General features: G+C 39.8%; 20 protein-coding genes and 1 pseudogene. 1 reads left to right on the plus strand and 20 read right to left on the minus strand.

Going from position 1 to position 21,990, the window contains the following annotated elements:
* Nucleotides 1–164 precede the first annotated feature (164 nt).
* The 20 genes and pseudogenes from bamB to FTU91_RS07670 all read right to left on the minus strand — a co-directional run bounded on the left by bamB (nt 165) and on the right by FTU91_RS07670 (nt 20,945).
* A complete protein-coding gene (gene bamB, locus FTU91_RS07575; RefSeq protein WP_180044370.1) occupies nt 165–1,313 on the minus strand; it encodes an outer membrane protein assembly factor BamB in 1,149 nt (382 codons plus the stop codon).
* Nucleotides 1,313–2,014, minus strand: a complete 702-nt coding sequence (locus FTU91_RS07580; protein ID WP_166169254.1) for a tetratricopeptide repeat protein — start codon at nt 2,012–2,014, stop codon at nt 1,313–1,315. The genes bamB and FTU91_RS07580 overlap by 1 nt, the downstream gene beginning before the upstream one ends.
* A gap of 29 nt (nt 2,015–2,043) precedes the next feature.
* Nucleotides 2,044–3,339 carry a histidine--tRNA ligase gene (gene hisS / locus FTU91_RS07585; protein ID WP_180081659.1) on the minus strand — a complete coding sequence of 432 codons (1,296 nt, stop codon included), beginning with the start codon at nt 3,337–3,339 and terminating at the stop codon, nt 2,044–2,046.
* Between the two features lie 3 nt (nt 3,340–3,342).
* Complete coding sequence (gene ispG / locus FTU91_RS07590; protein ID WP_086195369.1) at nt 3,343–4,464, minus strand: flavodoxin-dependent (E)-4-hydroxy-3-methylbut-2-enyl-diphosphate synthase; 1,122 nt, start codon at nt 4,462–4,464, stop codon at nt 3,343–3,345.
* 24 nt (nt 4,465–4,488) lie between these two features.
* Nucleotides 4,489–5,280 carry a helix-turn-helix domain-containing protein gene (locus FTU91_RS07595; RefSeq protein ID WP_180044366.1) on the minus strand — a complete coding sequence of 264 codons (792 nt, stop codon included), beginning with the start codon at nt 5,278–5,280 and terminating at the stop codon, nt 4,489–4,491.
* On the minus strand, nt 5,271–6,032 hold the full coding sequence (pilW, locus tag FTU91_RS07600; RefSeq protein WP_180044364.1) for a type IV pilus biogenesis/stability protein PilW: 762 nt from the start codon (nt 6,030–6,032) through the stop codon (nt 5,271–5,273). Before pilW ends, FTU91_RS07595 begins: the two co-directional genes overlap by 10 nt.
* A gap of 60 nt (nt 6,033–6,092) precedes the next feature.
* Nucleotides 6,093–7,328 (minus strand): 23S rRNA (adenine(2503)-C(2))-methyltransferase RlmN, encoded by a 1,236-nt coding sequence (rlmN, locus tag FTU91_RS07605; RefSeq protein WP_086195366.1) that lies wholly within the window; start codon nt 7,326–7,328, stop codon nt 6,093–6,095.
* 122 nt (nt 7,329–7,450) lie between these two features.
* Nucleotides 7,451–7,882, minus strand: coding sequence for a nucleoside-diphosphate kinase (gene ndk, locus FTU91_RS07610; RefSeq protein ID WP_086195365.1), 432 nt, complete (start codon nt 7,880–7,882; stop codon nt 7,451–7,453).
* A gap of 111 nt (nt 7,883–7,993) precedes the next feature.
* Nucleotides 7,994–8,194 (minus strand): Fe-S cluster assembly protein IscX, encoded by a 201-nt coding sequence (iscX, locus tag FTU91_RS07615; RefSeq protein ID WP_092819025.1) that lies wholly within the window; start codon nt 8,192–8,194, stop codon nt 7,994–7,996.
* Between the two features lie 89 nt (nt 8,195–8,283).
* Nucleotides 8,284–8,835, minus strand: a complete 552-nt coding sequence (locus FTU91_RS07620) for a phosphatase PAP2 family protein (protein ID WP_180044362.1) — start codon at nt 8,833–8,835, stop codon at nt 8,284–8,286.
* 31 nt (nt 8,836–8,866) lie between these two features.
* Complete coding sequence (locus FTU91_RS07625; protein ID WP_180081661.1) at nt 8,867–10,147, minus strand: glycosyltransferase family 1 protein; 1,281 nt, start codon at nt 10,145–10,147, stop codon at nt 8,867–8,869.
* A 211-nt stretch (nt 10,148–10,358) separates the two neighbouring features.
* The gene (locus FTU91_RS07630) at nt 10,359–10,772 is read right to left on the minus strand and encodes a hypothetical protein (protein ID WP_180044625.1); all 414 of its coding nucleotides are present in this window, start codon (nt 10,770–10,772) and stop codon (nt 10,359–10,361) included.
* Between the two features lie 14 nt (nt 10,773–10,786).
* A complete protein-coding gene (locus FTU91_RS07635; protein ID WP_180044624.1) occupies nt 10,787–13,120 on the minus strand; it encodes a fimbria/pilus outer membrane usher protein in 2,334 nt (777 codons plus the stop codon).
* Nucleotides 13,121–13,126: 6 nt separating this feature from the next.
* Nucleotides 13,127–13,837 carry a molecular chaperone gene (locus FTU91_RS07640; protein ID WP_180044623.1) on the minus strand — a complete coding sequence of 237 codons (711 nt, stop codon included), beginning with the start codon at nt 13,835–13,837 and terminating at the stop codon, nt 13,127–13,129.
* A 102-nt stretch (nt 13,838–13,939) separates the two neighbouring features.
* Complete coding sequence (locus FTU91_RS07645) at nt 13,940–14,452, minus strand: hypothetical protein (protein ID WP_180044622.1); 513 nt, start codon at nt 14,450–14,452, stop codon at nt 13,940–13,942.
* Nucleotides 14,453–15,308: 856 nt separating this feature from the next.
* Nucleotides 15,309–16,136, minus strand: a complete 828-nt coding sequence (locus FTU91_RS07650; RefSeq protein WP_180081663.1) for a hypothetical protein — start codon at nt 16,134–16,136, stop codon at nt 15,309–15,311.
* A gap of 188 nt (nt 16,137–16,324) precedes the next feature.
* Nucleotides 16,325–17,341: a ketol-acid reductoisomerase gene (gene ilvC / locus FTU91_RS07655; RefSeq protein ID WP_086195357.1), complete on the minus strand. Its 1,017-nt coding sequence runs from the start codon at nt 17,339–17,341 to the stop codon at nt 16,325–16,327.
* Between the two features lie 109 nt (nt 17,342–17,450).
* Complete coding sequence (gene ilvN / locus FTU91_RS07660; RefSeq protein WP_086195356.1) at nt 17,451–17,942, minus strand: acetolactate synthase small subunit; 492 nt, start codon at nt 17,940–17,942, stop codon at nt 17,451–17,453.
* A complete protein-coding gene (locus FTU91_RS07665) occupies nt 17,939–19,666 on the minus strand; it encodes an acetolactate synthase 3 large subunit (RefSeq protein ID WP_086195355.1) in 1,728 nt (575 codons plus the stop codon). The genes ilvN and FTU91_RS07665 overlap by 4 nt, the downstream gene beginning before the upstream one ends.
* A gap of 524 nt (nt 19,667–20,190) precedes the next feature.
* Nucleotides 20,191–20,945: pseudogene (locus FTU91_RS07670) on the minus strand (IS5 family transposase).
* A 350-nt stretch (nt 20,946–21,295) separates the two neighbouring features.
* Between FTU91_RS07670 and FTU91_RS07675 the strand changes: the two are divergent.
* Nucleotides 21,296–21,619: a DUF4124 domain-containing protein gene (locus FTU91_RS07675; RefSeq protein WP_180044562.1), complete on the plus strand. Its 324-nt coding sequence runs from the start codon at nt 21,296–21,298 to the stop codon at nt 21,617–21,619.
* Nucleotides 21,620–21,990: the final 371 nt, after the last annotated feature.

A 21,990-nucleotide genomic window follows, 5' to 3' on the forward strand; every position in this document is an offset into this window, starting at 1 on the left:
GATTAACCTTTATTCAAGATCAGCCAGTAGGTCTGGTCTGAACAATCAGAAACAATGGAAGAAATAATTAGCCAAAAATAAATAAAACACGGGGCATTGAATACTCAATCCCCCGTGTAAAAAAAATACGGTTAGCTTAGTTTAACATAAGGCTGAAAAAAATTTTAACGGTTCTGCCAAATGCTTAAAGCCCCCTTACGGGTCGCTACATAAAGTTGGTTATCAATTACACGCAGGGTACGCACTTCACCACTGGTTTTTGAACGACCAATCAGCTGGCCTGTAGCCGGATCAATGAGATGCAATACGCCATCAAGATCACCCACCACCAGATCCTGCCCCAGAATTACCGGATTGCTGAGCTGGCGATTCAGTAAACTGTCATTTTGCCACAATTGTTCACCGGTGGTCAGTGAATAAGCGGTAATTTTTCCATCGGCTTGAGCCACATAAACGGTGTTATTAAAGACTTCCGGGCGTTGGATACTGCTGGCATCTTCGCTCCACACCACTTGTTGACTCGCCAGATCCATCACCGTTACCTGTCCCTGGTAGCTGGTTGTTACCAGAAATTGTCCAGCCACAACAGGATCGCCATCCAGATCATTCAGACGCTGAATATCCGAACGTCCATCACTCACAGCAACACGACGCTGCATACGCGGCACACCGCTAATAATATCCAGCGCATAAATATAGGCATTGGATGAAGCAATCAGTACAGTACGCGGATCAAGCGCAACCGGTGTCGCAACACCACGCAAGCTAAACTGTACATTCGGCAGATTATAAGTCCAGACTTGCTGACCAGTAGCCAGATCATGCGCATAGACCGTGTCATCATTGCTAACCGTAATGACACGACCGGACTGAATAAGTGATGCAGATAAAATGGCACCCGATAGCTGGGCTGTCCACTTTTGCTCACCTGTAGCCTGATCCAGAGCAAACAGTTGACCTTTTTTATTACCGACCACCACCAGGCCTTCGGCTGCTTCTATACCCGAGCTTAAGCCCAGCTTAGACACCTTTTTCTGCCACAAGCGTTGTTTGCCCTGATAGGCAGCAACTTCACCATTTGGATCGACAGCAAAAATCACGCCGTTATCGGCATCCAAGCGTAAACGTAACGGGTCTGCTTTACTGGTCGAAGAAACACTTTGAGAAAATACAGGAACAAGAGTCTTTGCTTGCACCAATTTAGGCAATGGATTCGGTTTAACCTCTTCTACCTTGATTTTATTGGTAGAACAACCAGCAAGTGCAAATGTTAAAATTGTTAGTGCAAACGGTATTTTGTATTTTCTATCCATTACGACTCATCCACTTGTGTTTCTAAAATTGGGCGTTCAACATCAGGATCATCAACTAAAACGCCAACACTTTCGAGTTTAATTTGTAAAATTTGACGTTCTTGCTTACGTTCAAGCAACGCATCCCATGCGCTCATATACGATTTTTTAGCATTTTCGATATCATTTTTAGCCACATAGACATCACCGCGTGCTTCATCAGCAGTTGCCTTAAAGGCAGGATCGGTCACTGCAGCCAATGTTTTAATGGCATCGTCATATTTTTTTTGTGCCAACTGGGCATAAGCCAAACGCAGCTTAACCACCTGTACCAGACCGACATCATCCAGTTTGGAATTTTCAACTTTTTTCAAGGCACGTTCTGCATGTGCATAATCAGCTTTGTCATAAGCCAGTTTAGCCATTAACAATTGAGTTTGAATGGCCTGCACAGAATCCGGAGCTTCTTTAACAATCTTGTCCGCAGTTGCAGATAAGGCATTAAATGCATTGGCATCGCCTGAGACACTTTTTGCATCGTCCATCAACTGTTGAACCTTGGCTGTTTCCATTTGTGATTCAGCCAGGTTCTTCTTCTGCCAATATTCCCAGCCGAAAAAGGCAATCAACGCAATTAAAATTCCGCTCATCATGGCAGAACCATATTTTTTAGCGAAAGATTTTAAGCTATCAAGTTGTTCTGCATCACTCAATGCGTTCATGGGATTACCTTTTCCTTATGTTATTCGGCTTATTTTGAAGAAAATTTTTCAATGATAAATGGCACAAAGTCAGTCACTGCAATTTCAGTCTGTTCTGCTGTTGCCAGTTCTTTGACCAGAATGTGCTGCACTTCAGCTTCACGCCCACCAAAGATTAAAGCATAAACAGCACCCGCCTGATCGGCTTTTTTCATCTGACTCTTCATTGAACCTTGTGAACCGGTTTTTAAACGGATACGGCTATTGGCTGCTTCAAGCTGGTCACGGATCTGTTCAGCAAGCACCAAGGCTTGACCTTGAGTTGCAGGGTCTGAAACCAGGAACATTTCACAGTCACGGACTGGCGTATTGTCTTCCACCTGTTCAAGTAGCAGCAACAAACGCTCCATACCCATGGCAAAGCCCACCGCAGGCACCGACTGATCAGGCTTGCCTTTAAGCTGACCAACCAGACCATCATAACGACCACCGGCACATACGGTACCTTGTGAACCCAAATGCGTGGTGGTCCATTCAAAGACTGTTTTGTTGTAGTAGTCCAGACCACGTACCAGCTTCTGGTTAATAACAAAGCTTACGCCAGCATCAGTCAAATATTGCTGAAGCTGAGCAAAATGCGCCAAGGTTTCTTCACCCATGAAATCATGCAGCTTAGGCGCATTTTCCAGAATCGACTGTGTCTTCGCATCTTTAGAATCAAGAATACGGAGCGGATTCGTGGTTAAACGGCGCTGAGAATCTTCATCCAGATCGGCTTTATGCGATTCCAGGAATTCAACCAGTGCTGCACGGTATGCTGCACGCTCATCCGACTCACCTAAGGTGTTGAGTTCAAGTTTAACTTTGTCCGCAACACCCATACGTTTCCACAAACGTGCCGTCATCAGAATCAGTTCTGCATCTTGGTCGGGTGTTGCCACGCCAAAAGTTTCCACACCAAACTGGTGGAACTGGCGATAACGGCCTTTTTGCGGTTTTTCATAACGGAACATTGGCCCGATATACCACACACGCGGAGTTGCACCGCGAAGCAAGTTATGCTCAAGCATGGCACGTACACAGCCTGCAGTTCCTTCTGGACGCAGCGTCAAAGACTCAGGTGGATTACCTTTGTCCAGAAAAGTGTACATTTCTTTTTCGACGATATCGGTTGCATCACCAATTGAACGCTTGAACAGATTGGTCTGCTCAACCATCGGCAAACGGATTTGCTGGTAACCATAAGCATCCATAAGTGATGCTAAATGTTGTTCAAGACATCTCCACGCGGGGGTTTGCGTTGGAAGAATGTCATTAAAACCTTTGATTGCGACAATTGAACTCATGATCTACTCAGAAAAACCTGTGCGAATAATCTCTTTAGATTTAGCTTCTTCAAGCTCGGAAACACGTTGACGAACCATAGATTCGATTTCATCAACCAATTGATTGGTATCGATTAAATGGCTTTTCTCGCCATTACGATACACCAGTGAACGCGGACTTGCACCTACTACGCCAATATCGGCTTCTTTGGCTTCACCCGGACCATTCACTTTACAGCCAATCACGGATACATCCATTGGAGTACGAATATCTTCCAGACGTTCTTCCAGTGCCTGCATCACTTTAATCACGTTAAATTCTTGGCGTGAACAGCTTGGGCAGGCAATGAAGTTAATGCCGTTGGAACGAAGACCCAGTGATTTTAAAATATCAAAACCGATCTTGATTTCTTCTTCAGGCTCGGCCGCCAGTGAAATACGCATGGTATCGCCAATGCCTTCCATCAGTAGACCACCTAAAGCGATCGCCGACTTCACTGAACCGGTACGGTAGATACCGGCTTCGGTCACGCCTAAATGCAGTGGATTATCAATTTGTTGAGATAAAAGACGATATGCATCCATAGTCAGGAATACGTTCGAAGCTTTCACCGACACTTTAAACTCATGGAAGTCTAAGCGGTCTAAAATATCGATATGACGCATGGCCGATTCAAGCAATGCCTGACCGGTTGGTTCGCCATATTTTTTCTGGATATCTTTTTCCAGTGAACCGGCATTCACCCCGATCCGCATAGAAATGTCATGATGTTTCGCCGCAGCCACCACTTCACGAATTTTTGCTTCCGAGCCAATATTACCCGGATTAATCCGTAAACAGTCTGCACCCGCATCCGCCACCGCTAAAGCAATTTTATAGTCGAAGTGAATGTCAGCCACCAGCGGAACATTCACCTGCTTGCGAATTTCACCGAATGCTGCCGCTGCTTCCATACTGGGTACGGAAACACGCATGATATCCGCACCAGCATCCACACAACGCTGAATCTGTGCGACCGTTGCGGCAACATCACAGGTTTCGGTATTGGTCATACTCTGGATGCTGATTGGAGCATCACCACCCACATACACAGAACCGACACGAATTTTACGAGTGGGACGGCGCTTAATCGGATTTTCAATCATTGCTATCGCTCTATTCTTGACTCATTAACGTGACAAACGGAAATCTGCTTTTCCGTTGACGGTATAAGGTGACAATGCAATATTTTCATTGTTTAACTTCAACGTTACCGCTGCTGCATCATCCAGACGAATCTGGAAAGGGGTTTCACCATTCAGCTTCAAGGTAGATGCCTGACGGCCTGTTGCCAACACTTTACCCGTTGAATCTACAATATGCACAGACGTTGGCTGGCTAAACTCTAACTCAAGCTGGTCACCCGAAACCACAGTCGAGTTATCCAGATTCAGCACCTGCACATCGGATTCGGTAGGTGCTGCTTCAGGACTCTGGGCATCTTTGCTGGATGACCAGTTTTGTATCCCCATCACAACAGCAGCGATGACAACCAGTGCCACCAAAGCAAGTAGAATACGTTTTAACCATTTCTTGTTACGATCACGATTAGAACCCGGTAGCTTACCCATGATTTTAATTGGTGAATTGTTTAAGGCATGATTGGGCAACAATCCTGTATCATTTTGATAAATTTCATCAAAACGTTGAATGATAGAACTTGCATCCACCTTCAGGTACTTCGCATAGGTACGATAATAACCCTTAATAAAGGTAGCTTCCGGCAAAGCCTTATAATCATCTTGTTCTAAAGCAGTCAAAGTCTTTATAGGGATATTTAAATCTTTGACCACTTCACTTAATTCACGCTTTTGTGCAATTCGAACTTGACGTAAGTACTCGCCTGGACGCTGAACATTTCCTAACGCAGTGGGTACTACGCTTGAACCATTCGATTGCGGTGAATTAGGATTTACTTCCATACGGCCTCAGTACTGTACTGTAATTGCAGATAACGTTGGTATTCCGGACTCTCGGGAAAAAGCGCGCGCAACTGATTGACAAGCACCTGTGTTCCCATTGGGTCGCTATTTGCCCGCGCAATTCGGATACCAATCCAAAGCGCACGCGCACCTTGATTCTTTTGACCGACACTGCGCACAAACTGTTCATACAATTGTGTTGCAGCGGCGGTCTGCTGTTTGAGATAAAAAATTTCTGACAACTCTAACATTGAAACATAAGAGTCACGATTTACTTGCAGAGCCTGTTTGAATGTTTTTTCAGCATTCACCATATCGCCTTGCTTTAAATAAATCCGTCCCGCATTTTCCAATGCTCTGTAGCGTTGTTCATAGCCCAATGTAGTTCCGGCCACATTGAGTTGTTCAAGCGCGTCATTATAACGCTCAATTTGATACAAATAAGTACCGTAGTTGTTACGCGCTTGTGCATTTTTCGGATCAGCAGAAATCGCGCGCTTAAAATAGCTCTCTGCTTTGTCCATGCTGATTTTACTGCCCTCTTGTTGCAGTAAAACCCCCATCATCATATTTGCTGTTGAATCACGTGAATCTACTTCCAGTGCCTGATCCAAAGTACGTTTTGCTGAATCCAGGTCACCCGACTTAATATATTCTGCCGCCAATTGAGTGCGAACTTTCACTGCCTTCTCAGGATCTTTTTTCCCGATTGTTGCTGGTGTCTGACACCCGGCAACAAAAATCGCGGACATACAAATTGTTGTAATAAAAGCTAATTTATATGTGGGCTTTCTCAATTGACATCCCCTTTATTATCCTTGAGTGCGCAGAATCTCATTCTGCTGCGCCACTTTCTTTTTCCACTGTTCCGCACGACGGGTACGGTCAGCAACTTGTCCAACCAACTGTCCACACGCGGCATCAATATCATCACCACGCGTCTGACGAATCGTACACACAAAACCGGCATCAGACAAAGTTTTTTGGAAAGAAATAATCCGGTTACGGCTGGAACGCCCATAGGGTGCATGCGGGAACGGATTAAATGGAATCAGGTTAATTTTGCTGGGTAAATTTTTAAGCAGCTTAATCATTTGCTGCGCATGCTCAGGATGATCATTCACGCCATCCAGCATCACATATTCAATGGTCACGTGCTTACGTGAACTTTCATTGCCATCTTTGCCAATATAGCGCTGACAGGCTGCAATCAACTGCTCTAAAGGATATTTTTTATTGATCGGCACCAGCTCGTTACGCAGCTCATCATTGGTGGCATGCAATGAAATCGCCAAGGCGACATCAATATCTTGTGCCAACTGGTCAATTTTTGGTACCACGCCCGAAGTCGACAAGGTCACACGGCGTTTTGACATACCATAAGCAAAATCATCGAGCATGATGCGCATAGAATTCAGCACGGCATCGTAGTTCAACAATGGCTCACCCATGCCCATCATTACCACATTGGTCACAGAACGCTCACGCTCTGCCACAGGCACATCTTCCATATAGGAATAATTTGCCATCCACAGCTGACCAATGATCTCAGCCTGGCTTAAATCACGCTGGAAACCCTGTTTGCCGGTAGAACAGAATGAACAGTCCAGCGCACAACCCACTTGCGAAGAAATACACAAGGTTTTACGTGAACCGGTTTTGTCTTCTGCCGGAATCAGCACGGTTTCAACCAGAGAACCATCTCCATCGCCGACACGGAACACCCACTTACGGGTACCATCTTTGGAATAGTTTTTATGCACCACTTCCGGGGCTTTAATTTCACAAATCTTTTCCAATTTTTCCCGCAGTTTGCCGGAAATATTGGTCATTTCAGCAAAGTCGGTCACGAAGAATTGGTGAATCCATTTCATCACCTGCCCAGCACGGAATTTCTTTTCTCCCATATCTTCGAAGAATTTTTCCATTTGCGGACGTGACATGCCAAGTAAGTTCACTTTTTCCACAGAATTTTGCTGCGTCGGAGCGGATGGAGATGGTTGCTGTGCATCAGAAATTGCTGATGTAGCGACTACTTCAGTACTCATGTGTATTACCTAAACCATGCCTAAAGATGAAAGGAGAAGCTCAATATCTGAGCAGAGAATTATTCAGAGAATAAAAAAACCAGATAAGTATAATAACACTTATCTGGCTTGAATACTGCGTATTAACGAGTACGTGGAGCAATCTCAGTTTGCGCGAAGAAATAGTTAATTTCGCGGTCAGCAGATGCTACAGAGTCAGAACCGTGAGCAGCGTTTTCATCGATGCTTACAGCGAAGTCTGCACGGATTGTACCAGGAGCAGCTTCTTTAGGGTTAGTTGCGCCAAGGATTTCACGGTGAGCAAGAACTGCGTTTTCGCCTTCAAGAACAGAAACTACAACTGGACCAGAAGTCATGAACGCAACTAAATCACCAAAGAAACCACGTTCTTTGTGCTCAGCATAGAAGCCTTCAGCTTCAGCTTGAGTCAAGTGTTTCATTTTAGTTGCAACGATTTGAAGACCAGCTTTTTCGAAACGAGCAAAGATGTCGCCGATGTGGTTTTTAGCAACTGCGTCTGGTTTAACGATAGATAAAGTACGTTCAATAGCCATTGATTGGCTCCTTAAGTCAATTGTTGACATGAAAATTTGCCGCATTATACCGAATAATGGGCTTTTTTCTGCTTTTGATATGTAAAAAAATTGCTTTTTTCGATGTAGCGCTTAACGCACTTCATCAATCCAAGCCATTTGAATTCCTTCCAGCAAACCTTCAGTCGATTTGGTTGGGTCATCACTAAAGTCTGGTAATGCACATACCCAGGCATGTAAGTCGGTAAAACGAATCCATTGCGGATCAACATCCGGATGTGCTTCAGAAAGCTCAATCGCAATATCAATAGTATCTGTCCAACGCAAACCCATGGCTATTCCTAATATGTTCAAATCAGTGGCAATACTTTAGCAAATTTTGGAAAAATCGCGTGATTTTCCTGATTCATCAGCATGCATTTTTATAACATGATATTAAAAAAAGGCGCACTCTCAATAATGCCACTGGCAATCACGGCACCAATCAATGCGCCTACCAGCACGTCACTCGGATAATGTAGCCCCAATACCATCCGCGATATCGCCACCAGAATGGTAAAAGGTAACATCAAAATCAATAGCATGGGCTGAATATAACCCATGACTGTACTGGCCATAACAGCATGCAGGGTATGACCAGAAGGAAAACTGAAATGGTCGAGCGGCGGTTCTTGCAATCGAATCACCTGATGTACTTGATAAGGTCGAGGACGTACCGTTTTTTGTTTTAAGATTTTATAAATTACGGTACCTATAGATCCGCTAACCAGCAGATATAACACTTGTACAATATAAAATACCCCTTCCAGCACCCATAGACTGGCGAGCATAATGCACCAGAACAAACCATTGCCAAAACGGCTGATTATTTTAAAAAAGTGGGCTACCGTATGTGAATGTGAAAAATTATTCAAATACAAGCAACCTTTTAAATCCAGATCCAACATCGTTATTTTTGCTTTTTTTAAATCCATGATGATGCTCCTTTAAGCTGTCGCTTAAAATTTAGGACGTCATTACTGTCTCCATCGCTACCGTATACAGTGCTTGCTCAAACTGTTGCACTGGATATTGCCAACCTATATGTTGCACGGCCTTTCGAGCTTCCAGTCCCATATGTTTCAATTGCTGATTGCTCGGCAACTGATACATTGACTGCATAAAACCTGTCTTATCACCCAAAGAACTCAACCAACCTGTCAAGCCGTGTTTAACATGCAAATGTGCACAGGCATAATTATAGGCAATCACTGGCAAACCGCTTGCCATGGCCTCCAGCACCACATTGCCAAAGGTTTCAACCTGACTGGCAAACACAAAAACATTTGCACTTGCATAAGCTTGGGCAAGTTTCTGACCTGATAAATTTCCTGTAAAAATAACATTATGTCCTTGGCATAATATTTCGAGACGACCACGCTCCGGACCATCCCCCACAATCACCAGTTTGATATCCGGGTTATTTTTCTTTATGGAGAGATAGGCTTGAACCAGAACATCTATCTCCTTTTCAGGCGACAACCGTCCCACATAAAGCATGACCTGAGTACTCGGTGTTGCCTGCCATTGCTGACGTAAAATGCTGGAGTAATGTTGGGGTGAAAAATGCGTAACATCCACGCCACGCCCCACCACAACCAAAGGACAACAAATGCCAAATTCTCTTAAAATATATTCCGTATCTTTACTGGGAATACAGGTCAGTTGTGTATTGTTATGAAACCAACGTAAATAACGCTGAATGGGCTTAATTAAAAAGGCTAAATCGAAATAGCGACTAAATTCTTGAAAAGGTGAATGGAAGGCACTTGAAACAGGTATGCCCTTTGTCTTCGCTGCCTGCAAAACGCTTAATCCCAATGGTCCTTCTGTAACAATATGCACAACATTTGGTGCAAACTGATCCAATGCCTGAGAGACTTTTAAAAATTGTGGCCAACCAAATTGCAACCTTGGATATTGAGGAATAGCCTGGGCTTTGACTAAACACTGCTGATTTGGCGAAAATTGATCACACAGCTGCTTTTGTTCCGGCCGAATCAGTAAAATTTTATGGCCCTGTTTCTGCAAACCCTTGCAGAGTTGCAATAGAGACAGTGCCACGCCATTAATTTCCGGAGACCAGGTTTCTGTCACAATGGCAATTTTCAGCCGTGGGCGAATTAACCCATTGAGTGTCGCTGTATCATCAAAAATGCGGTCTTGCTTATTTTTTTTAAAATAAAATTGGAAATTTTCTGGAAAATTTTGTTGTCTTAGCAGGTTGCTCGCATACAAATTTGCCATACAGCACCTATATCGTTATTTTAGATTTAGCTTAGATGTTAATTCTTTCAGTTTGATGATTTTTAGATGACTGTTTATTGAAACGTTGTATAACGCTAACAGCCAATAAAAAAACACGCTCCTCTTCCCAATCTAGCTGTTTTAAACAACTCTTTTCAGTTTTACGTTTACGCTCAATTACAGACCAGTCCTTCACTGGCATACAAAATAATTAAAATAATAGGTTTACGTATATTACATCGCTATATATGCCAACTGGCGTACGTATAGAAGGCTGTTCTTCCAATCGTACAGCAATGACATATTTACTATCTTTTGAATTTCCCGACTGGGAAAGAGGCACATTCCACTGATTTCTCACAGGACCCGAAATATTCATTCGGGTTTTCAAGCGGTAAGTACCATTTGATACATAACTCGAACCATCCGAACTACGCAAATTTTGACTACTAAATTTAATTGCATAGGATTGGTCACAAAAGACTTTAAAGGAAGTTGCAGCAAAACTATGATAATAATCTGCCAAATGCATGACCGGTTCTGATATAGCATTTAAATAGCATTGTCCCGCATAAGCGAAAGCACAATTTGCATAGAGTAAAATGATCATGATAATTTTTTTCATTGTAATAACCCTTTCTAGCGACAAATAACATCCATAACTGACTGCTCTAGCGTTTTTTGGTTCTGATTTGACACCTCAAAAGTACCCTGACATGTCTCGCCACCCTTGGCTTTCGCTAAAAACCGATATTTATTCGGTTTTAATCCATATAAATACACCCTACCCTGGGCATCCACAGGGAAATACTGGCTCTCTTCACCATTGATATATACTTCGCTTGTACGAGGCATCTGTTGATTATTTTGATCCAATAAACGCAAAATGACTTGTTGGGTATGATATACAGGAAAATCTAGAATATAGCCCCGTTGATTTAAGCCAATCATTTTTTGGCTCGAATAATCAAAAGCATCTTCAATTGCTAACTGATTTTGGTCAAACGAAATATCATAGGGCACATAAGGAATAATATTATGTACAAACACATAGCCATTTTTATTGGTGCTTCCTACAGGAGATAATGACCTTGCAACATCAATCTCTGGAGAATCCTGAACTTTAACTAAAGCGAATGCATTATCAACAGATTTTGTTAATGCTACTTTTCCACCCAACCAGACAATAGCCCCGCGATAAATCACCTGATTATTTTCATATTCATCAGATTGGTCCAATTGAACACGTAAATCACCTACATTTGATTTTAATAAACCCGCAGCTTGATAAGCTAAATTTCCACGACGCTGATTTGCCCCCAAAACATAATCAAACCCAGTTTGTGCTGGAGATGCTTTAACAAATTGCACCCTTGTTTCATTATCTGTTGAATGTGAGAAGTAAGCATTCTTGTTATTACCTAAGCTATAGTTTAAAGATAAATATGCACCAGAATTTTTATCACCAGCAAACTCTTTAAAACCTGAAATACTGAATGAAAGATTTGAACGCAGCATTTTAGAAATGCTTAGATTTAATATACGGCTATCTGAAATATTAAAATTATCATTTTCATAATAAATTCGTTCTAAATAATTTAAATTAAAATTATTTATTATTGGCAAATCATACATACTGAAATAAAAAATATAATCATATTTTGGAATAAGTACTTCATTGCTATAGCCCAAAGTTTTATAATTATCAGTGGAATACTGCCCACTAAAACCCAAGTAAATATTATTTACAGTACGACTAATCGAGCCACCTACCGAATAGCCAGATCCATCATTACTATCACTTCCTGCAATAAAAGCGTCTAATAATGCATATTTACTAATCGCTTGAGTCCATAATAAACCAAGATTCTTTACTTCTTCACTATATGTAGCATTAAACCCAAGGGTAGTTAAATTACTTATCCCCCGCCTAAAATAGATATTAGAAAAAAATTCCCTATAATCATTACTTTGAAGATCATAGTTATATCTAATCTTACCTAAAGAAATATTATATTCATTTAACTCAGGTTTAAGCAGTTTATTATTAATATATACAGGAAAACTCTGGACTGTTTTATTACCCAAAATATCTTCTACCACTACCTGAGCATCTCCAGATTGTTGAATCAATGCACCAGGCTGTAAAGTATAATTCCCCGGAGTAATTCTTTGTTGAGAAATACTCACCCCATTAATATATAAATCCACAGTTGAGGGTAAAACAGCGCTTCCTTTTAAAGTCGGCATATTCCAATAAATATAGTCAGGCCGATCTGTAAAATTTGTTCCAAAACTTAAACCACCATAACGTACTGAATTAACGAAGGGGTTGGAAATAGTGGTGGTATCACCCACGGTTAAACTTAAAAACTTATCAGGAAAATCTAGATCAAAAGCGGACCTTAGACGAACTATTTTTTCTTGTTTTACCTCTTCTGGTGCCAGAGCCAGTTCATTCTCAGTTAAATTTCGTATAAGCGTAGAATTTTGAAATAACCAATAATCTTTAAACACCCCTAATTCTGCTAATGAATTAAATTGGTCATCCTGTGAAGTCTGCTCATAAAAAAGATCATAATTTAAAAAAGCACCCAAAGCTGCCCTATTAGGCATAATCAATTTTTCTTGATCTATTTCTTTAGCTTGAAAATACTCTGCGGGTACTGTTAGTTTTACTGACTGTACATGTGTATCTATTTCAGCAAGAGCTGGATTCAGTGAAACCAAGCAAAACTCTTTTTTTATGGGATGGACAGGAAAATAATCTCCTTTCAACTCTAAAGCATTTAAAGATTGGCACTCTATATATATTTTTTTATCTTCTTCAAATACTAATGTTTCTATATTTTTATCTATACCATTTAACCAGACGTTACTAAAAAAAACATTGTTCTCCTCTGCATTTACCCGCTGAATAGGTAGGACTATATTTAAAAATATACATGGCAAAAACAATATGATTTTTTGCATAACCCCTCACCCTGACAAATTAAATTCCATCGGCAATTCACTTCTATCTGTTTCAATAATTAATTTATATTTATTGAAATCCCCCAACTTAATCTCACCAAAATTAAATTTTTGTTGCTGATTATTAAGTAAATATTTCATATCTGTAGTGACTGCAACTTCTTTTTTCTTGTCATCCAGAATGGTTATTTTTTTAATTTGAACATGTGTATTGGTATTATTTTTCACATTTAATGAAAGCTGTGATCCATTATATACAGGGTTAAAATTTAGCTTCACTTTTTCTTGTACCCCTACGAATAGTGGGACAGAAATATTAAACAGGAAATTAACTTTTGACTCTTTTACAGTAGGTGCAATTTCATTAAAAATGATTCGCCAAGTTTCTTCTTTTTTTGGGGCTTGCATTTGAGTGAATCCTACCCGAACAATCTGCTTACTATTGGGTTGTAATACAAAGTTTTTAGGATTAATCACTACGGAATTATCAGGCTCTAGAACATCTTCCCCTTCTGCATTTTGTCCCCATTTAACGGCAGAAACTTCAAATATTTTAGCTTGATCAGATTCATTATAATCTAATGTAACGGTAGCACTACGCTGTTTTTTAACATCCGATATATACAGTTGAATAGGCGTAATTTTTAGTCCTGCATAAATTGTCTGTGAACATGCCAACACAATAGAAATAGCGAACATCGAAAATAACTTATTCATTTTCCCCTACCTATTATTTTTTATTTTTAAATTTTGATCTTTTTATAGTGAAGTTGGCATCACTATAAAGTGATACCAACTTTTTTTATTTCTAATTAAAAATTAGAATGAAACAGCAATTCGCAATTCTTCAGTATAAGTACCTACTGGTTTAGATACACCAACTTGTGGACTTACAACAGTAACATCATAAGGCGTCCACCCTCCTAGCGTAAATGGTTGACCTGCTGTTGTCGCATTTAAAGGAATAGTGGTTGTACCATTACGTTTGGTGGTAATTGTAACAGGAATTTCATTAGCACCCATTTTAAGTTTAGAACCATTTGCAGTTGTTAAACCAATCTTAAACTGTGCATTTGCCCCAACACGGAAACTGCCCTGTGCGGTATCGCCACCCACTTTATCTTGTAAAGTCAAAGTAGGAGTAAGTACTTGTAGTTCACAATGCGGTTCAACTTTAAGTTTAATATCAATTTTACCACTACAATCTACATCACAACCTGAAGGTGGTGGTGGAGTTGGTATCCCTCTTGCCAAATCATCTTCTGCATACACGCCTGTTGCACAAACGCCAAGTACTAATGCCGCTAATGCAGCTTGGGTCATTTTATTCATGATTTTCTCCATTTCTTTTTTTAAAAGAATATGTGTGTATAGTTATTTTAACGATTACGATGTAACTCTTTTTATTGTGAGTAAGGTTACGTAACCGTTGACCTATCTTATTATCTTTAATTTTAAAAAATGCAAAAATGTTATTATTCACAATACACGACTTTAATATTTGTTTTTTATTTGCTTTACAACTTTAATTCTATATTTATAATAAGGTTACGACACAAAATAAAATGATACAATTTAGAAATGTTTCCAATTATTTCAAAATAAAAAACAATAAAATAATATTCAAAATACATAAAAATAACTAAACCACTAATTTTATTATTATTTTTAAAATCACCTCAACTTACACTAGCTTAAAATAAAGTTACATAATTTACAAAAGTTTGTAAATTACAGCTTATTATTTAAAAAATATGTGATTTTATCGATAATTTTACTTTATTTTTCAAACATTAATACTTTTCTTTAGGCGCAATAGATCTAATTCAAAATTCCATCAAAAAATAAATTCATTTATAAAATAACAACTTAAACAAAAATAAAACTTATATAAATTATTTTTATAAAAAAAGAGAAGGCGAAAAAATTATTTTTAGTCTTGTTTTTATTTAATACCAATGTTTTCTCAACCGTAATGTATCTTACTTTATTTAGTACAACATGTAATATTTTATGGTTATAAAAATTTGACATATAACCATTTAGTAAAAAATATTATTCATATAAATACTTAAGGAATTTATAAGATGAACATTCATCGAATTAAATATTTTTCTTTTAATAATAATTAATTCAAACTCAGTTTTTTTATTTATATTTTTTAAAAAATTATTTTATAAAATAATTTTCAATTATTTTCTACCCGATTTAATAAGCCATCTTTTACTTGATAGACCTGCCCATAACCGAAATCAATTTGTTGTTTTTCTCCCTGAATAGCTGGAAATCCAGTAATATTTTCTAATTGGGGGGAGCGTTGAAATTGATGGGTTTTAGGGTTATACATCCAGTAGATAAAGCGCTTATCTTCAATTTTCCGTTCATTGGAAGTATCTGAAAGCACGATGTCATAATAGCCATCAAGATTAATATCCATATAACCAATACTCTTGGGATAAGCAGTAAACCCTGACAAACTTTGAACGACTGTATTGGTCGTTTTATTCCATACATCCACTTGTTTTAAGGCTCGTCCATAAGGCTGTTGGGGATTTTCAAGACCATAAAATTTAAATATGAACAGCGGCTTTTCTACTGCTGTAAATGCAGGCCCAAATTGAATTGGAATACTTTCATTATTCTTTGCTGTGATCAAAACTGATGACATCTGTCCTGTATTGGCATTTAAATTTCCATTTAACTGATATTGTTCAGATGCTGTTGCCTCCCCCTCTACACTTACCGATTTAAGATTAAGCTGATCTCCTTTTTGCAAACCTTTAAAAGCAATCGTTTTTTGCTCGTTCAAATCATGGAATTTGCCGTGTGGATTCCAGATTCCTGCATATAAATCAAGAAAATAGCGTCCATCATCTGAACGCAACATTCGCTGCATAGAGACCCGAACATTTGTGAAAGATTTGAGGTGATCAATCTTGGTTACAGGCACTGTTTCTGCAAAACTTAAACATGCAAAAGATAAAGTGGTAAGACATAGCAGGATTTGAGTTTTCATTACTCAGCCAAACTTAACAATAAATTATGTCTACTCTATCACACTTAAAATTACATTTGATCTACCCTCAGCCGCTGTGTTTTGTTGCGAATTATTAATAGACTGATCTTCATCAAAAAACTAAAAATACTTTAGACAATAAAAAACCCTTGTATCAACAAGGGTTTTTTAAAGATTAAACTAAAAAATTAGTTCTTCTCTTTGTCAACGATTTTGTTCGCTTGAATCCAAGGCATCATTGCGCGTAACTTGTTACCTGTTACTTCGATACCATGAGCAGCGTTTTGACGACGGCGAGCAGTCATAGATGGGTAGTTCAACGCACCTTCCTGGATGAACATTTTCGCATATTCACCAGATTGGATACGTTTAAGCGCATTACGCATTGCTTCACGAGACTGTTCGTTGATCACTTCAACACCAGTTACGTATTCGCCATATTCAGCATTGTTCGATACTGAATAGTTCATGTCCGCGATACCGCCTTCAAACATCAAGTCAACGATCAATTTAAGTTCGTGTAGACATTCAAAGTAAGCCATTTCAGGCGCATAACCTGCTTCAACCAAAGTTTCGAAGCCCATTTTAACCAGTTCAACAGCACCACCACAAAGAACCGCTTGCTCACCGAATAGGTCAGTTTCAGTTTCTTCGCGGAATGAAGTTTCGATGATACCCGTACGGCCGCCACCTACGCCTGAAGCGTAAGAAAGTGCTACATTACGCGCGTTACCAGAAGCATCTTGGTGAATCGCGATTAAATCAGGAACACCTGAACCACGTTGGAATTCAGAACGTACAGTGTGACCTGGTGCTTTAGGCGCAATCATGATTACGTCTAAGTCAGCACGTGGCACAACTTGGTTGTAAAGAACAGAGAAACCGTGAGCAAATGCTAGAGTCGCGCCTTGTTTGATGTTTGGCTCGATCACATCACGGTAAAGTTGAGATTGGAACTCATCTGGAGTCAAAATCATGACTAAGTCAGCTTGAGCAACAGCAGCAGGAACTTCTGAAACTTTAAGACCAGCATTTTCAGCTTTTTTCCAAGAAGTCGAACCAGCACGTAAACCTACAGTTACGTCAACGCCAGAGTCTTTAAGGTTAAGCGCATGCGCGTGACCTTGTGAACCATAACCAATGATCGCTACTTTCTTAGATTGGATGATCGATAAGTCTGCGTCTTTATCGTAAAAAATTTGCATTGCTGTCTCCGCTTAAATGCTTATGTTTTCTTTTATCTAGGTCAATGATGTTATTGGTATTCATTAACCTGGATCCTCATCTCCACGATGAGTAGAATGTGTTAAAAAATTAGACTGTTAAAACTTTTTCGCCACGTGCGATGCCAGATACACCTGAACGCACCACTTCAAGAATGGTATTTTCTGCAAGCGCATCAATGAAACCGTCAAGCTTTTCAGTTGTACCGGCAATCTGAATGGTATAAGTCGTCGGGGTTACATCCACAATTTGTGCACGGAAAATGTCAGCAGTACGCTTGATTTCTGCACGTGCCGATCCAAGTGATTTCACTTTAATCAGCATCAGTTCGCGCTCGATATGCGCACCCTCAGACAAATCAACCACTTTCACCACTTCAACCAGTTTATTCAGCTGTTTGGTGATTTGTTCAATTTTATGATCATCACCATACGTGGTCAGCGTCAAACGCGACATGGTTGGGTCTTCGGTTGGTGCAACGTTCAAAGTCTCAATGTTATAACCACGTTGAGAGAACAATCCCACCAGACGTGAAAGTGCACCCGCTTCGTTTTCTACGAGAACAGAGATGATATGTCTCATTGAGTGCGCTCCCCTTTTCCTAACCACATATCTTGCATCGACTGACCCGCAACCAGCATTGGATATACATGCTCGCTACGGTCAACCATAACGTTAATAAATACGCATTTATCGTTGATGGCCATGGCTTCTTCAAGCTTGGATTCAAGTTCATCAGCATGGTTAATCTGGATGCCCACGTGACCATAAGCTTCCATCAACTTGGCAAAGTCAGGCAATGATTCAACATAAGAGCTTGAATGACGACCTTCGTAGTTCATATCCTGCCACTGTTTCACCATACCCAAGGCACGGTTGTTGAGGCAAAGAATTTTCACATTTAAGCCGTATTGCTTACATGTAGAAAGTTCCTGGATACACATCTGAATCGATGCTTCACCGGTAATACATACCACTTGCTGGTCTGGGAATGCCAATTTCGCAGCCATGGCATAAGGCAGGCCTACACCCATGGTTCCCAAACCACCTGAGTTAATCCATTGACGTGGACGCGTGTATTTATAATACAACGCACCAAACATCTGATGCTGACCAACGTCAGAAGTAATAATCGCCTGGCTATTGGTAATTTTATCTAAAGCGGCAACGACTTGTTGTGGCTTCATCGTGCCATCAGTTGGTGCTACAACTTTTAAGCCATGTGCTGCACGCCACTCATCAATTTGCTTCCACCATGCTGCAATATCTTCAGGGTTCGGTTTTGAAACATTCATTTGTTTCAACTGTACCAGCATCTCTTGAAGTACCGGCTCTACCGCACCTACAATTGGAATGTGCGCCATGATGGTTTTAGAAATGGTTGCCGGATCAATATCAATATGAATCACTTTGGCATTTGGACAGAATTTTGCCGGATTATTGGTCACGCGGTCATCAAAACGTGCACCTACACACAGGATCAAGTCTGCATTGTGCATGGTCATGTTAGCTTCATAAGTACCATGCATACCCAACATACCGATAAATTGAGGGTCATTGCCCGGGAATGCACCCAAGCCCATCAAAGTATTGGTTACCGGATAGCCCAATAAATGAGCCAATTCAGTCAATAATGCTGAGGCATTACCCTGTACCACACCGCCGCCAGTGTAAATCACTGGACGTTTCGCACTGATCAATTCGTCAATTGCTTTACGGATCTGGCCTGAATGACCACGATGCGGTGGCTGATACGAACGCATCTTCACTTTTTCAGGATATTCGTAGGCAAATTTTTCTGCAGGATTAGTGGCATCTTTAGGAATATCTACAACCACAGGACCCGGACGGCCTGAAGAAGCAATATAGAATGCTTTTTTAATAATCGCAGGAATTTCGCTGGCATGACGCACTTGGAAACTGTGTTTTACGATTGGACGAGAAATACCAACCATATCGGTTTCCTGGAACGCATCCTCACCGATAAGATGGCTTGCAACCTGACCAGACAAAATCACCATTGGGATTGAGTCCATATAAGCCGTTGCAATTGGCGTTACGGTATTTGTCGCGCCTGGACCTGATGTGACAAGCACCACACCAGTTTTACCTGTTACACGCGAATAAGCATCAGCCATATGACCGGCAGCCTGTTCATGACGTACAAGGTAATGATTAATTTTGTCTTGTTGAAAGAGCGCATCGTAAATATGCAGTACTGCGCCGCCTGGATATCCAAAAACATGTTCAACGCCTTCGTCCGCCAATGCGCGAACAAGCATTTCACCACCAGATAAAAGTTCCAACGTGATTCACCCTAATCTTTTTTCACGCACAAATGGAGGGCATTTGTGGTGATTCATTCATTCACTGTGTGCTCTGTTATAGCACACAAATTTCATAGTTTTCATAGCAATAAGAAAAAAATCTGACCTGGTCGCTGTTTGAGCAATATGAGGTCTAAAACATGTTGGGATAAACATATTTTGTTGGCTTTGTTCAGCTTCTCGGCTAGAGAAGAAGTCCATTGCTAAAAGGCTCTTATTCGAAGGGTGATCGATCTAAGGCATATAAAACTAAAGCAGCATTTTTGTGGTTTCGAGTATTAAAGTCAAGTTTAAAAATTAGCTTTTTATAGCTTAATTTTAAATTATTCATTTTTTATGCATTAGTTTTGTCTTTAGCAGTGCACACCATAATAAAAAAAAATTAACTTTTTTATATTTTTCAAATAATTAAAAAATATTTTCATAAAAAATAAATATAAAAATTATAATAAAATGGAATGAATATTTATTTTATTAAAAAATGTTTTTATTAGGGCGTGTCCTCATTTGGCTTTGCACCAAATAAATATGCAGGCTATACGGATCATAGATTTATAATTGCGTGCTAGTTTATCAAATCGAGTTGCAATAGCACGGAAATGTTTTAATCTCGCAAAAGCATTTTCAACTAAATGTCTTAATTTATTATATAGATATTTATCAAATTCCTTATTCGATCTCTTACTGTTTGATCTCAATGGAATAATGGGAATCATATTCTTGTTCTTGGCACATGTTCTAATGTGCTCAGCATCATACCTCTTGTCAGCAATGAGATAAGTTGCCTCGCCTACAATATCTATCAGTTGTTTTGCAACTTGACTGTCGTGGACGTCCCCCCCAGTGATTTTAAAATCAATCGGTAATCCATTCGCGTCGGTTGCAAGATGTATTTTTGTTGTTCGTCCACCGCGTGATTGTCCAATTGCTCTTTCGAAACCATGCCGAGCTCCACTTGCATGTTGATGCACGCGTATGTAGCTTCCATCAATGAATACCCATTCCTGATCCAGAATGCCTCGTAATCTAAAAAAAATTTATCCCATAATCCCTTACTTGCCCAGCGATTAAAGCGATTGTAAGCAGTTTACCAAGGGCAAAGTTCTTGAGGAATATCACGCCATGTCGCACCCGTACGTAGTTTCCATAAGATAGCTTCCATGATATTTCTACTGTTTTTTGAACAGTAACAACCGTGTAATCGCATAGTATCTTGAATTTGCTGCCAAATATCATCGGTGAGAAGAGTACGTGCCATTGGAAAAATATAGAAATGAAAAGAGCTTAAAGGAGGATTTTAAGTATTTAAAAACAATTCTTCAAATGAGGACACGCCCTAATTCAAATATATTTCTTACACTTTGATTTTGTATCTGGATATATTTTTGTATTCAGATTCACAACACCGTAACGAATCAAGGAGTATCTTTCTAATTAAATGAAGATCAAATAGTACGATTGCCTAATCCTTCATTTATCTGCATTTTGGGGCAGTTTATCTTTTTTCTCTGCAAAACGATCAAGATCATATAAAATACTGAAGCAATCAGGAGTTCTATTTACCCAACACTCTATCCAACTGATTATGACAATAAGGACTTGATTATTATGGCATCATCTTTCATCAAAATTGCATTCATGGCTGCATGCCTGAGCTTCAGTCTAAGCTCAACCACGAGTTTTGCCAAAGAATATTACAAATGGGTGGATGCCAAAGGGTCTACGCACTACACCACCACCCCACCACCAAAATCGGCAAAAAAGAAAGGTAAAGTGGAGACTTATGGCACGACACATTCTGCTAGTCCTGCGGCTCATGAAAATAATGCTGCGAAAGAGGCCAAGCATACCGCTCAAGAAAATAAGCCAGTTAATCCTACAATTCCTGTAATTCCAGAAGGCAGCATTCCTGCAACACCTAAAGTCCAATAATATTATATTGTGACCAGGAGTGATTACGAACCAGTAATCACTCTAGATAATCTAAAAAACTATAAAGATGAAAATAGCGATAACAAAACCCTATATTCACCCTAGAAAAAAAAGGTCACAAATGCTTAAGCATTATTCGCTGCAATGAATAGATGAGTACTTCTGCTTGTTGATGCTGCGAATAATATTGCCCCTCATATTATTTTTCCCCATCCAGGCATGCTGAAGATTTTTATAAAGGATTACTTTGTACACGACAAAAAAAGATAACTCATTGAAATAATGGCATAATACTTGTTTTCTGACGACGAATATGATGACACATTTCAATGAGTTACATCTCATCTTAAACAAATATCTAAAGTGGAACA

The organism is Acinetobacter sp. YH12201 (genome assembly GCF_013418145.1).
In the GTDB taxonomy this organism is placed as follows: domain Bacteria; phylum Pseudomonadota; class Gammaproteobacteria; order Pseudomonadales; family Moraxellaceae; genus Acinetobacter.

Excerpts from the sequence above, each read along its gene's own strand:
- ilvN (WP_086195356.1), bottom strand. The coding sequence starts at position 17,942 with ATGAGACATATCATCTCTGTTCTCGTAGAAAACGAAGCGGGTGCACTT.
- iscX (WP_092819025.1), bottom strand. The coding sequence starts at position 8,194 with ATGGGTTTGCGTTGGACAGATACTATTGATATTGCGATTGAGCTTTCT.
- FTU91_RS07640 (WP_180044623.1), bottom strand. The coding sequence starts at position 13,837 with ATGAATAAGTTATTTTCGATGTTCGCTATTTCTATTGTGTTGGCATGT.
- ilvC (WP_086195357.1), bottom strand. The coding sequence starts at position 17,341 with ATGCAAATTTTTTACGATAAAGACGCAGACTTATCGATCATCCAATCT.
- bamB (WP_180044370.1), bottom strand. The coding sequence starts at position 1,313 with ATGGATAGAAAATACAAAATACCGTTTGCACTAACAATTTTAACATTT.
- ndk (WP_086195365.1), bottom strand. The coding sequence starts at position 7,882 with ATGGCTATTGAACGTACTTTATCTATCGTTAAACCAGACGCAGTTGCT.
- FTU91_RS07620 (WP_180044362.1), bottom strand. The coding sequence starts at position 8,835 with ATGGATTTAAAAAAAGCAAAAATAACGATGTTGGATCTGGATTTAAAA.
- FTU91_RS07635 (WP_180044624.1), bottom strand. The coding sequence starts at position 13,120 with ATGCAAAAAATCATATTGTTTTTGCCATGTATATTTTTAAATATAGTC.
- hisS (WP_180081659.1), bottom strand. The coding sequence starts at position 3,339 with ATGAGTTCAATTGTCGCAATCAAAGGTTTTAATGACATTCTTCCAACG.
- ispG (WP_086195369.1), bottom strand. The coding sequence starts at position 4,464 with ATGATTGAAAATCCGATTAAGCGCCGTCCCACTCGTAAAATTCGTGTC.
- FTU91_RS07650 (WP_180081663.1), bottom strand. The coding sequence starts at position 16,136 with ATGAAAACTCAAATCCTGCTATGTCTTACCACTTTATCTTTTGCATGT.
- FTU91_RS07630 (WP_180044625.1), bottom strand. The coding sequence starts at position 10,772 with ATGAAAAAAATTATCATGATCATTTTACTCTATGCAAATTGTGCTTTC.
- FTU91_RS07595 (WP_180044366.1), bottom strand. The coding sequence starts at position 5,280 with ATGGAAGTAAATCCTAATTCACCGCAATCGAATGGTTCAAGCGTAGTA.
- pilW (WP_180044364.1), bottom strand. The coding sequence starts at position 6,032 with ATGTCCGCGATTTTTGTTGCCGGGTGTCAGACACCAGCAACAATCGGG.
- FTU91_RS07675 (WP_180044562.1), top strand. The coding sequence starts at position 21,296 with ATGGCATCATCTTTCATCAAAATTGCATTCATGGCTGCATGCCTGAGC.
- FTU91_RS07645 (WP_180044622.1), bottom strand. The coding sequence starts at position 14,452 with ATGAATAAAATGACCCAAGCTGCATTAGCGGCATTAGTACTTGGCGTT.
- FTU91_RS07625 (WP_180081661.1), bottom strand. The coding sequence starts at position 10,147 with ATGGCAAATTTGTATGCGAGCAACCTGCTAAGACAACAAAATTTTCCA.
- rlmN (WP_086195366.1), bottom strand. The coding sequence starts at position 7,328 with ATGAGTACTGAAGTAGTCGCTACATCAGCAATTTCTGATGCACAGCAA.
- FTU91_RS07580 (WP_166169254.1), bottom strand. The coding sequence starts at position 2,014 with ATGAACGCATTGAGTGATGCAGAACAACTTGATAGCTTAAAATCTTTC.